General features: G+C 49.3%; 5 protein-coding genes and 1 tRNA gene. 5 read left to right on the plus strand and 1 reads right to left on the minus strand.

Annotation, left to right across the window (positions count from 1 at the left end; all coding sequences use genetic code 11):
- The first annotated feature begins 19 nt into the window (after positions 1-19).
- Positions 20-7,855 carry a two-partner secretion domain-containing protein gene (locus KUE00_RS15525; RefSeq protein ID WP_246760805.1) on the plus strand — a complete coding sequence of 2,612 codons (7,836 nt, stop codon included), beginning with the start codon at positions 20-22 and terminating at the stop codon, positions 7,853-7,855.
- Between the two features lie 315 nt (positions 7,856-8,170).
- Positions 8,171-8,246, plus strand: a tRNA-Gly gene (locus KUE00_RS15530).
- 303 nt (positions 8,247-8,549) lie between these two features.
- Here the strand turns inward: KUE00_RS15530 and queG are convergent.
- The gene (gene queG / locus KUE00_RS15535; protein ID WP_246760806.1) at positions 8,550-9,689 is read right to left on the minus strand and encodes a tRNA epoxyqueuosine(34) reductase QueG; all 1,140 of its coding nucleotides are present in this window, start codon (positions 9,687-9,689) and stop codon (positions 8,550-8,552) included.
- Here queG and nnr point away from each other — a divergent pair.
- From nnr to amiB, 3 genes are read left to right on the plus strand one after another with little or no spacing between them, the layout of a single operon-like run.
- Positions 9,688-11,211, plus strand: a complete 1,524-nt coding sequence (nnr, locus tag KUE00_RS15540; RefSeq protein WP_246760807.1) for a bifunctional ADP-dependent NAD(P)H-hydrate dehydratase/NAD(P)H-hydrate epimerase — start codon at positions 9,688-9,690, stop codon at positions 11,209-11,211. The genes queG and nnr overlap by 2 nt on opposite strands.
- A complete protein-coding gene (tsaE, locus tag KUE00_RS15545; protein ID WP_246760808.1) occupies positions 11,208-11,678 on the plus strand; it encodes a tRNA (adenosine(37)-N6)-threonylcarbamoyltransferase complex ATPase subunit type 1 TsaE in 471 nt (156 codons plus the stop codon). The genes nnr and tsaE overlap by 4 nt, the downstream gene beginning before the upstream one ends.
- The gene (gene amiB, locus KUE00_RS15550; protein ID WP_246760809.1) at positions 11,675-13,318 is read left to right on the plus strand and encodes an N-acetylmuramoyl-L-alanine amidase AmiB; all 1,644 of its coding nucleotides are present in this window, start codon (positions 11,675-11,677) and stop codon (positions 13,316-13,318) included. Before tsaE ends, amiB begins: the two co-directional genes overlap by 4 nt.
- The last annotated feature ends 3 nt before the right edge of the window (positions 13,319-13,321 follow it).

Genomic DNA, 13,321 nt, shown 5'->3' on the forward strand with positions numbered 1-13,321 from the left:
TTTTAATTAGGGAATGATAATGAAAAATAGAAAGTTGAAATTCGTTGCAAGAAATAAAGCCAATTTACGCCTGAAGCCTGTCATGCTGGCCATGGCGGCAATTTTTCCATGCCAGGTAATGGCCAGTATCGTGGTTGACACCAATGAAGAAAGAAAGCTAAACGTGGGTGCTGCTGCCAATGGTACTCCGCTTATCAACATTAACGATCCCAATAATAAAGGCATTTCTCATAACAAATACGCGGATTTCAATGTTGGCCAACAGGGGATAATTTTTAACAACAGTATGCAGGACGGCGTGTCTGCTACAGGTGGTTTTGTCATTAAGAATAACCAGCTCTCTTCTGAGGCCCAGGTGATCCTTAACGAAGTTACCGGCGCAAAAGGCAGCCATCTTGCAGGTTCGATGGAGGTTTTTGGTCGTAGGGCAGATCTAATCGTAGCCAATGAGAACGGTATTACGGTAAACGGCGTTTCTACCGTTAATGCTAATAATCTTACGCTAAGCACCGGAAGAGTGAATTTCGATCAGGCGGGGAATATCCAGCTGGCTGTTGAACGCGGCAATGTCGCTGTTGAAGGTACGGGAATCAACACGGATGGGTTGAGCTATTTTGATATCGTTAGCCGTAGCGCAACATTATCCGGAGAGATTGCAGGTACTGCCGATGTCAAAATAGTTACCGGGCTTAATGACTATGATACGGCTTCGCGAACCCATTCCGTACGCAGCCTGACGGGCAACGATACGCCTAAAGTCGCCATAAGCGGCACCAATTTAGGCTCGATGTACGGTAACAGAATTCAACTCATCAGTACTGAAAGCGGCGCTGGCGTAACGCATGAAGGCAGCATCGTTGGAAGTCAGGGCATTGAGATTACGGCAGATGGGGAGATCAACCTGGCTGCTACCGTCAGCAAAAATGGCAATATCGAAATTGCAGGCAAGAGCATTACCTTGCAAAACAATGCCAGCACGGGCGTGGGCGGTCTCAGTGCGCAGGGCGACGTCATTCTACAGGCGTTAGCCCAACTTGACCTGAAAAGTAACGTCATAGCTGAAACGGGTATTATCCGTATCAATGCGGGTTCACTACTACAAAGTGCTGCGAGCCTGGTGGCGAAAAGCGGTGCCAGAACCAGTAGTGCGATTCCTTCTATTCAGATAAACGTTGCAGACCGCTATGTCATTAGCGGCACTCTCTATGCCGTCGATAGTCACGGTAATAGAATTGAGGGTGCTCAGGTGGTCCTCAGCAAAGGCAAATATGTTGTAAAAGTCGGTGCTCAGACCATCGACAACGCCATTGTGATGTCTGATGCCCGCCTGACCAGTCTTAACGGGGATATCACTATCACGGCCGGGATGCTGGAAAATAACCAGGCTGTACTGGCAGCGCAAAAAGGTAGCCTGATTTTTAATCTGACCGATAGTTTGGTCAACAACGGTACGGTACAGGCCAATGGATCAATTGAACTAAAAGGCCGCCGTTTGAAAAATGGTGGCATATTTGCCACGACTGACGATCTGAAACTGACGCTGGGCACGGTAGAGAACACGGGTTCAATGTACGCAGAGCGGGTAACAATTACTACAGATGAACTGACTAATACCGGCGAAACGGCGCTCATTTCTGCGGATCAAATGACGCTGGACGGCACCACTGCCGGTAAGCTTGTGGTTAGCAATAGCGATGGAGCTACGATACAAAGCACCGAGGGCGACCTTACGCTCAGCCATATCGATTCCCTTAACAACCGTAACGCAACTATTATTGCAAAAGGCGCGCTGAAGGTGAGCAACGCCGATAAAGTTATTAATGATAACGGCAAGCTCGCTGGTGAAAATATTTCTATTGAAAATGTCAACACCCTTGAAAATAAAGAGGGTAAAATAGCGGCTAATAAAGAAATTTCCATCAATAACATAAAAAAAGTATTAAACGAGTTGGGCGCCATTTATGCTTATGGTGATATTAAATTCACCGGTGTGGATCTGTTAACCAACAGCAATAAGAGCGTTATTTCTTCTCTCAACGGATCGCTCTATTTCTCCACGCTGGAAAATTTGAAAAATATTTCAGGTTCGGTATTAGAAGCTGCTGGTATGATTGTTGCCAGTGATATTGGTCTTCTGCAGAACAGTAGTGATGCGACTCTCCAGTCAATGGGGGGGGTTAGCCTGGAAAATATCCAGACCGTTGAAAACGCAGGTGGTATTCTGACCAGCCTCAGCCTGATAATGAATAACATTAACAGCCTTGTAAACAAAGGTGAGCTGGCGAATTTACAGGCTCTGGATATAATTATTAGCAAAGTGGCCAGCGTCGTTAACCAGAATAACGCATATATTCTTGCGGAGAATATTTTAAAGCTAACCGAGATTAATTCTCTGCTGAACGAAGCTGCTTCCCTTATCCAGGCGGATAATTTATCCATTTCTGCCAAAGAAATCACCAATACCGGTTACGAAAGTACGATTTTCGGGATTGATGAACTTTCTGTTAAAGCAGATAAAGTTAATAACAGCGATCAGGCGGTTATAGTATCCGATAATAATCTCTCTATTACTGCTGATGTCATTGATAACGGTACTGAAGCACAAATCAGCGCGGTTAATTATAACCTGGAGGCAAGTTCTTTAAAAAATTCAGGCGTTATTGTTTCTGAAGATGTCTATGGCGATAGCGTAATTAAAGTAACTTCTTTAGATAATAAGTCTGGCGCAATAAGTAATATGGGTAGCCTGGAAATTTCCGCTACAGATATTAAGAATGAAGATGGCTATGTTTTTGGCGGGTGGTCATTAATCCTAAATAAAGAGGGTGATTTTAGTAACGCTGAAGGTACTATGATTTCGTCTAATAATCTCAACATTAACGCTACTGGTAATGTTAGTATTGATAAGGCAATGGAATCTTTTGGTACAGTTAATATCAGTGGTAAAAATATTTACAATAATGAATCTATTGTTAGTGCGAATAATATTGTTATAACTGGAGTTAAAATTGTAAATAATATTAACTCTCTTATTTACTCTATGGGTAATACTATCCTCAAAGCCAGCGATGCTATTATTAATATGCTGAGAGGCAACATTCTTAGCCAGCAGCAAATGGTAATGGAGGCCGGAACCATCCACAATCAGGCTGGTGTTATCCGCTCGGAAGGAAATATGTTCCTGGACGCGGCCAACATTTACAATGAAAGCACCTATAAGGGTGAGAGTTGGGATTACAGTAGCTATCAAACTGGCAAAAAGACACGAGAAGAAGGTAATAATCTTACATGGGGAAAAACGCACTCCGTTTATATAAGTCTGCCGGGGCTTTCTTCTGATATTGCACTCGATGTGCAGGCGGAAATTTCATCTGGCGCTAATTTATATATTAATCAAGATAGTGAGACGCCAGCGATTGTTAAAAACGAAGGGGGTTTAATCCAGGCTAAAGATAATGTTATGGTCAGAGGCGATCTGTATAACTCGTCAAAATCCTCTAGTATTAACATGCTGGAGTATTTAAAGAATCCGCTGCAAGATAAAATAGCATTGTACTTCTACCACTGGCAGGCTAGCTGGGAAAAAGAGGTAAATTTAGTATTTGATACATTCTATGACATGTTAAATTACCTCTACGGCAACGGAGCTGACAGGGATGGAAATTATGAACAAGTCGACTCCAGTAGTCGGATGAAGTATGATTTAACCATTAAAGATTTAGCGTCAAGCCACGCCCTTTTAAATGAAATGATGAATAAGATGTTTGGCGAGCAATGGAAAGCCACCGATCATTCTTATATGATCCAGCGCTGGGGGGAATTGGTTAAAGGTTCCGGGGAGTCCGTGGGTTCTTCAGGTGCAGGAGAGGGGGGAGCATCGCGAGAAATATCGCTTTTAGAAAAAATGAAAATTTATTTCCTGCCTGCTGAAAAAGCCTCCATCGTGGCAGGAAAAAATTTCGTTCATACTGGCGGAAGTTTTAACAATGGCATCGCACCAGAAATGGCAGATGGCGCGATGGAAAACAAAGTTGTTAATGTTGAAATAGGGGAGGAACAAGTCTCCACTCTTGAGCAGGGTTATGAAGTTAAGGTCAACAAAAAGAACATTTCCGAAATCAGTATGGGCATCAGTACGCTGCCCACGATCGCCACGCTAACGGAAATTAAGGGATTATTTGAAAAATCACAGGCTTTTATTGACCACCTGGCCTCCATTGCAAGTACTTCATCGGTAAACTCGGACACGGGCGCAACCCATACTGTTATACCTATGTATGAAACGCGTTTGCCTATGATCGACCAGTCAAAATATTATGGATCTGATTATTTTTTCAACTCCATAGGTTATAACAGCTCGCAGCCCACGATAGTTATTGGCGACAACTATTTTGTCTCCGAACTTATTCGTCGCCAGCTCAACGAATCTACTGGAAGCTTTTTCGCGGTAAAATACAACGTGGAAGGCGCTGACCTTGTAAAAATGATGTTGGATAATACCATCGAGCTGGTAAGCAGCGAGGCGGGAGCCGATTTTGTCACCGGCCAGCCGTTAACTCAGGATCAGATTGCTAACCTGAAACAGGACATCGTTTGGTTTGTCACGGAGTCTATTGACGGTGTGGATGTGATGGTACCGCGCATCTATCTTGCCAGTAACACCATTGAAGAGGTTAAAACCTATAATGAAACCGGGTCGGCGGCTATCCATGCTGGTAATAATGTTGTTGTAGATGCTGAGAATATTAATAATATTAATGGATCTATCAGCTCTGGCAACGATACCTGGCTGATGGCGGAAGGCGATATAAATAATATCAGCAGCGGGATGAATGCCGGTATAACGGCAGGCGGTTCCGCCACTATGGTCAGCAAATCTGGTGATATCACCAATAGCGGTAGCGGACTCAAAGCGGGTAAAGATATTAATATGTATGCCGAAGAGGGTGATGTCAAAATTATCGCCAGCGTAGGACGAGACGAAGACGGCAATCAAAAAATTGGTGCCTATAACGATGGTCTTAACGCGAAAGGCAATATTAATATCAAAGCCAAACAGGTGGATATTACCGGTATTGAAATTACGGGCGGAGAAAAGGAAGACAATGTCATACGCGTCACGGCCACAGAAGGTAACGTGAACTTTAATGATGTTCATGAAGTAAATTCTTCTTATAGCTACGACTATCAAACTAATGGTATTTTGACTACCCGTACGGAAGAAGTCACCGAATCCTCAGCAAAAGCTAAAGCTAATACGGTTAAGACCGGTGGCGCCTTTATTGTTGATGCTGCTCAGGATGCCGTTTTCGCTGGGGGTGAATACAATGCTTCCAGCGGAGCTATTATGGCCGGTAATGATGTCATTACTAAAACCTCTCAGGATCATTCGTATAAAGAACGTAAGGTTACGGAAAGCAGCCTGGAGTTTGGCTACAAAACTGATGTACCGGGTCTCGGGGCCTCTGAAACTACTCATAGTTCACTGGATGGTGTAGATACAAAAGAGGCGGAATATAATTCCCAGGGGCCTGAAGGTAATATGAGTAACTCTAATACCAAACGCCCCGGCGCGGCTGCAACAGCGGACACGGCTTCTTTTAAAGCCGGCTTAAAAACAAAGGAAACGGTGACCAGGGATTCTAAAATTACGAATAAAAACGCTAACTTTAATTTTACTAACGGCGTTGATATTGAGGCCGGGAATACGCTGGATATCGGGGGGATGGATTTAACCGTGGGCGATAGCGCAACGGCTAGTCTTAGTGCTGAAAATATTATTTCCACAAAATATGAGGATGTGAATAAGTCCTCCACTGAAGTTAAGGAAACGTTTAGCGGGATTAAAGGAGAGGTTCATAGTTCCTTAATAGATGCCTATAATAAAACAGACAATCTTATAGATAAATCACTCAATCAGGACATGGAAGTTGATGCTCTTATGACGGCAGTTGAGATGGGCGGCAATGTTTCTAACGTAATGCTAAATGATTTGGCCGGAGGCTCGGTTTCTGCTGGCTGGTCGCAAAAAACGGAGAAAACGGAAACTGAAACCAGAACAGAAAATGTCAATAAGTTTTATGGCGGACAATTCATTTTCAATTCTAAAAAAGATACTACGCTGACCGGCGTCGATATCAAAGCTGATCAAGTAGATATAGACGTAGGTGGAGATTTTAGCATGGCGGCAGCGAAGAGCCGCACCACTGAATCAACCAGCACATCATCACATAATGTCAGCTTAGCGGGCAGCGGCGGCGGCGGGCCTACCGGTGCGGGTGCGGGTGTTTCAGTAGATTATAGCGGTTCCACCAGCCAGCGCGATATTGATGCCACGTTATATAGCAATTCAAGCATTGACGCTAATAGTGTTCACGTAAAAGTCAAAGGCAATATGGAAATGAAGGGCGCGAACATCAAAGCGGAAACTGCTGATGTTAACGTTGACGGCGATCTCAAGATTGCCTCCATGCAGGACACGTATCGCGAAACAGCCAGCAGTGGAGAGTGGGGTGGCTCGGTGGGTGTGGCTATAACCTCCAAAGGTATTTTGCCTACCGCAGCAGTAAGCGGGGGGGGAGGAAGTGAAGAGCACAGTAGCAATGTCACAAATAAACAATCCGGAATTACCGCGACTGGAAAAGTCATTATCAAAGCAGGCGGCGATCTTAATATGACTGGCGCGCATGTTATTTCTGAAAATCAGACGGGCTCAATTGACGTGGGCGGGGTGATAAATTCACAGGAACTGGTAGACAACATCGATTCTTCAGGCACCTATGGTGGTGGCGGTTTCGGCATGAGTTATAAAGGGACGCCAACCGGGAACTTTTATGTCGACACGCTTGATGAGGTTCATAAAAAAGAGCAGCAGCACAATACCATTAACCTGGATCTTTCCGGTAACAATGTAAAAGGCGACATCAACGCAGATATTGATAAAAAGTCAACGGTAACCCAGGATGATAAGAAAGCAGGAAATAATATTTCTTATACTATTGGCGTGCCTTCGAAGAAGAAAAGTAAAAAAGCGGACAATGGCGCAGATATAAAAAAACCAACTGACAATAATGCCACTAACCCCTCACATACTGTAACGCCTGGCAGCGGCAATAACTCGGCTTTCGTAAGACCGGGCAACGGCGGTAATGCTACAGTAAGACCGGGCAGCGGCAATGGATCAACTCCGCAGAAGCCAGGCAACAGCACGCCTGCTAATAAGCCTTCGCATACGATAGATTCTGGCAATAGTAATAACTCAGCTAAGCAGAGGCCGGGCAGCGGCGGCTTATCTACGCAGCAGCCGGACATCAGCAGGCCAGCCAGCAAGCCTTCGCATACGATTGATTCTGGCAACAGCGGTAACGTCGTTAAGCAGAAGCCGGGAAGCAATAACTCCGCCAGCGTTGAACCCGGACGCCCTTCTACGGATCCTGCCGGCCCGAACTCGTCTAAGCCTGCCAAAAAATGGCCAACGGTTGAGCCTGCGAAACCTATCGTAGGCGGTCCGGGCAGCTCCTCTCGTCCCGAGGGCGGGAATTTTTCCAACTCCGTCAAACCCGCCAATAATTCTCCAGCCTATCAGAGGCCGGACAATAATTCGGCCAATGTAAAACCAGGACGTCCTTCCGCAAATGCCGGTACTGCGGACAGCACAACGCCAGCCAAAAAATGGCCGACGGTACAGCCTGCGAAACCTATCGTAGGCGGCCCGGGCAGTTCTTCTCGTCCGGATGGCGGCAATTTTGCCAACTCCGTAAAACCCGCTAACGGTTCGCCAGCACATGATGGCGCTGACGCAGGAAAGTGGAAAGTGCTGATGGATAACCAAACCATCGAGAAGCCAATAAAATAATTAACCTTGTAGCGGGCAGCGGGTAACGCTGCCCATGCTTATCGATGCGAGGATGTTAACAAGCAGCTTTCATCGCTTTAGTTTTGTTAGCGGCCTGTAGTGTACGCCCTGATTTTCAGGGCGTATTTTTTTATATTTGCAAAGCCGTCGTGGCCCAAACAATTTCGCTTTCACACCACGCCAGAGGCAGAAAAAAGCTTGTTTTTGCCTCTGGATACGGTCATAATCGCACCCGCTCTACCGTTTAAGAAAAAGAATTTCTTTTAAAACAACAGGTTAGTTGTTTTGCGGTCAGGCAGTGAACGTCACCTCTTTGCGGGAATAGCTCAGTTGGTAGAGCACGACCTTGCCAAGGTCGGGGTCGCGAGTTCGAGTCTCGTTTCCCGCTCCAGACAAATAATTTCTTTTTAAGTTATCCACAGCCCGGAAAGGGTTGGGGCAGGCTTTTTGCCGCCGTAAAAAATCTTCTTCAACAGAGTTATCCACAGGATGCCGCTGCGCTTCGTTTATCGCCGGTAAATAAAAAGCGTTACGCCTTGCGTTTAACTGGCTGTTTTTTTTTAAAAAATTAATATTTCAAATTGTTATTCAGATCGCTTGCGGTTTCTGTGTCAGTTGAATGACAACAACTTTTTATTTTTATGCACAACATGTGGAAAACCCTTTTTCCGCAGGGAAAAGCCTGCGTGCTCATTTATGCATCGCGCGGTAAACCCTTTTCAATGACACGCACCAGCCGTTTTTGCTGAGAACTCTGCACCTCAATCGCATTCTCAGCACGTCTTGCCAGCTGGCAAGCAAGCGCCCATTCAATATGTTCATCCAGCATGGCATTTTCGCCATGACGGCGCTCTAATGCAGCAACATTCTCCGGTGACCATGGTGCATTGCCCAGCGCAACGGCAACGTTACGTAACCAGCGCAGGTGGCCGATACGTCTAATCGCCGAACCTTCCGTGACACGCAAAAATGTCTCCTCATCCCAGGCAAAAAGCTCGGTCAGAGGTGGCGCATGCAGTACCGCGCGAGGGCTGAAATCATCCTCATCAGTTAACTGTCCGTAACGATTCCACGGACAGATCAGCTGGCAGTCATCACAGCCATAAATCCGGTTGCCAATAAGCGGCCTGAACTCTTCAGGGATCGCGCCTTCCAGTTCGATGGTCAGATAGGAAATACAGCGTCTGGCGTCAACCACGTAAGGCTCAACGATGGCGCCGGTCGGGCAGGTGGTAATGCAGGCGACGCAGCGACCACACTGCTCCTGCTGCGGCTGGTCAACTGGCAGAGGCAGATTGATCAGCAACTCGCCAAGAAAGAACCACGAGCCGGATTCACGGTTCAACACCAGCGAGTGTTTACCGGTCCAGCCCAGACCAGCCTTGACGGCCAGCGGCCTTTCCATCACCGGGGCGGAATCAACAAAGGGGCGGAATTCAGCCTCTTCACAACGCTCGCGAATGCGATCGCCAAGCTTTTTCAGGCGATTGCGTAATACTTTGTGATAATCACGCCCCAGCGCATAACGACTAACATAACCTAGCTGAGGGTTTTTCAGGGTGCTGGCGAAAGCCGCTTTGGCGGGAAGGTAATTCATGCGCACGCTAATCACGCGTAACGTGCCGGGCTGTAGCTCATGGGGACGGGCGCGCATCATACCGTGACGGGCCATCCATTCCATTTCGCCATGATACTGCTTGTCCAGCCACGCCTGCAGACGCGGCTCTTCCAGACTAAGATCGGTATCACAGATACCAACCTGCTGAAAGCCAAGCTCCAGCCCCCATTGTTTAATATCCAGGGCGAATTGAAAAAGATCGAGAGGATGCGACATGACTAACCTGAACCAGCTAAATAACCCGACCAGTTTACCCTATTCCGTGTGGCCTGTAGAGGCGATAGCGCAACTTGAGCGTGAGGGCGCTGACGCGATGGGCATCACGCTGTTTGAGCTAATGCAGCGTGCGGGCGAGGCGGCTTTCACCAGGATCCGTACGCTCTGGCCTGATAAGCAGCGTTGGTTAATCCTTTGCGGTCACGGTAATAACGGTGGAGACGGGTTTATCGTGGCTCGTCTGGCAAAGTCGGCCGGCCTTGAGGTCACGTTAATTGCCTGTGAAGGATCAAAATCGCTGCCTGATGAGGCAAACCAGGCGCGGGAAGCCTGGCTGAACGCAGGCGGGGAAATTCATGCGCCGGAAACGGCATGGCCTGAGCAAACCGACCTGATTGTCGATGCGCTGCTGGGAACAGGGCTTAACCGCGCGCCGGGCGAGCAATACGCGCAGCTTATCGACAAAGCAAACGCCGCCAGCGCGCCGGTTTTTGCCATAGATATTCCTTCCGGGTTAGTGGCCGCTAACGGTACAACGCCCGGCTCCGTAATAAATGCTGCCCATACGCTGACGTTTATTGCGCTTAAGCCTGGCCTGCTGACGGGCAAAGCTCGTGATGTTGTGGGGCAGCTGCACTTTCACGCGCTGAGCCTCGATGGCTGGCTGACCGGGCAAACTGCTCCTGTTGCGCGTTACGACGCTTCAGCGCTGGCGCGCTGGCTGCCGCCTCGTAAGCCAACCTCGCATAAAGGCGATCATGGCAAGCTGGTAATTATCGGCGGCGATCACGGCACGGCTGGCGCTATCCGCATGACGGGCGAAGCTGCGTTACGCGCTGGTGCTGGCCTAGTGCGAGTACTTACTCACAAAGACAATCTGACGGCGTTACTGACGGCGCGGCCTGAATTAATGGTACAGGAGCTAAGCGCGCAGGCGATTGATGAAGCGCTGGAATGGGCCGACGTCATTGTTATCGGGCCAGGGCTGGGGCAGCGGAACTGGGGTAAAGAAGCGCTGAAAAAAGTAAAAAATAGCGCTAAACCGATGCTTTGGGACGCGGACGCGCTTAACCTGCTGGCAATCAACGGCGATAAACGTCAAAATCGCGTTATTACTCCGCATCCGGGCGAAGCGGCGCGGCTGCTGAACGTAAAGACCAGCGAAATAGAGAGTGACCGCTTACTTGCAGCGCAAAATCTAGTGAAACGCTATGGTGGCGTCGTGGTACTGAAAGGCGCGGGCACGATTATCGCCAGCGAAACGGGCGAAATGGCGATTGCGGATGTTGGCAACGCGGGCATGGCGACCGGCGGTATGGGCGATGTGCTTTCCGGCATCATTGGCAGTTTGTCAGGGCAAAAGCTCTCGCTGTATGATGCAGCCTGCGCTGGCTGCGTAGCGCATGGCGCTGCCGCCCAGGCGGTATCGCAACGCCTTGGCACGCGCGGCATGCTGGCGACCGATCTGTTTTCCGAGCTGTACCTGTTTGTTAACCCAGAGATCCTGAACAGAAAAGAATGAAGAGCCGTGTAATAGCATTGTCCGACGAGGCGGCAACCCTCGCACTGGGAGCCAGCCTGGCCCGCGCCTGTCCATGCGCGGCAACACTTTACTTATATGGAGATTTGGGCGCGGGGAAAACCACCTTCAGCCGGGGCTTTTTGCAGGCGCTGGGACACCAGGGCAACGTAAAAAGTCCTACCTATACGCTGGTGGAGCCTTACGTACTGCCGGATCGCCGCGTTTACCACTTCGACCTTTATCGCCTGGCCGATCCTGAAGAGCTGGAGTTTATGGGCATCCGCGACTATTTCAGCGGCGACAGCCTTTGCCTGGTCGAATGGCCGCAGCAGGGCGCGGGTTTCCTGCCTGAGCCGGATGTTGAACTCTTTCTTAGCTATCAGGGCGCGGCGCGTCAGGCGGAACTGAAAGCTTGTTCGACCCTGGGCGAAGAGATGTTAGCCATGCTGGAAAAGGGCGAACAATGATGTTGCGTATGAAACTGGGCGTATTGCTGGCCGTTTTGCTGAGCACTTTTTCCACGCTTGCCGCCAGCTTATCCGATATCCAGGTGGCCAACGGCAGCGACAAAGCGACGGTGACGCTGAGCTTTAACGGTCAGCCAGTCTACAGTTTCTTTCCGCTACATAATCCGGATCGCGTGGTATTGGATATCCGCCAGAGCGGCGTGATTAAAGGGCTACCTCTGACGTTCAGCGGCGATAATCTGTTAAAACGTATTCGGGCAAGCACGCCGAAAGACAGCCAGAGTATCCGGCTGGTGTTTGAGCTGACGCAGCGTGGTAAAACGCGCGCCGTCACGCAGCGTAACGGCAACAGCTATAACGTCGTTTTTACCGTTACCGGCTCCCGTCCCGCACCGCGCGCGACAGCTAACGTCAGCACGGTATCGCGTTCGCCGAAAGAAAACCCTTTTAAAGGCAATCCGGTTACGGCTGTCAGTAGCGGTGACGAAGTGGCTGCGCCAGGCAGAAAGGTTAGCGCAGCTGATGAAGCCGTTATCGTCGCGATTGATGCCGGACACGGCGGTCAGGATCCCGGCGCTATCGGTGCCAACGGACTGAAAGAGAAAAACGTTACTATCGCCATCGCCCGCAAACTGAAGGCGTTGTTAAACGACGACCCGATGTTTAAAGGCGTAATGACGCGCGACGGCGACTATTTTATTTCCGTCATGGGGCGCTCGGACGTGGCGCGTAAGCAAAACGCTAACCTGCTGGTTTCTATCCATGCCGACGCCGCGCCGAACCGTAGCGCATCCGGTGCTTCAGTGTGGGTGCTTTCTAACCGTCGCGCTAACAGCGAAATGGCGGGCTGGCTGGAGCAGCACGAAAAGCAATCTGAATTACTGGGCGGTGCTGGCGATCTGTTGGCAAACAGCCAGGCCGATCCATATCTCAGCCAGGCAGTGCTGGATCTGCAATTCGGTCATTCGCAGCGGGTAGGTTACGACGTCGCGGTTAAGGTTATCGCCCAGCTACAGCGCGTGGGTTCACTGCACAAACGGCGTCCCGAACATGCCAGCCTTGGCGTCTTGCGTTCGCCGGATATTCCTTCGCTGCTGGTGGAAACCGGCTTTATCAGTAACCCTTCGGAGGAGCGACTGCTTGGCAGTAGCGCTTACCAGCAGAAGATTGCGGAGTCGATATATAAAGGCCTGCGCAACTACTTCCTGGCGCATCCGCTGCAATCCGTCCCAAAGGAGGAAAACCGACCGTTGCAGTCCGCAACGGCGGTTGATGTGCAGCCTAACCCCGCACCGGCTAATACCAGTTACTCCGGTGCGGTTACGCGTCATGTGGTCAAAAGGGGCGAAACGCTCTCCGGCATCGCCGCCCACTATGGCGTGAGCATGGCGATGCTGCGCTCAATGAATTCGCTGAAACGGGATGTAGTCTGGGTTGGGCAGCGCTTAAAAGTACCGGCCAGCAGCGCCAGCGCTACTGTCAGCGCCAGCAGGCCGAAGCGGCATAAAGTTGTCCGCGGCGACTCGCTGACCGGGATTGCTGCCCGCTACGGCGTCAGCCCTAAAGCGATACAGCAGGCCAACAATATGAAATCGCAAAATGTTATGCTGGGGCAGACGTTAACGATTCCAACTTCTTAACAA

This window comes from Erwinia phyllosphaerae (genome assembly GCF_019132875.1).
Classification (GTDB): Bacteria; Pseudomonadota; Gammaproteobacteria; order Enterobacterales; family Enterobacteriaceae; genus Erwinia; species Erwinia phyllosphaerae.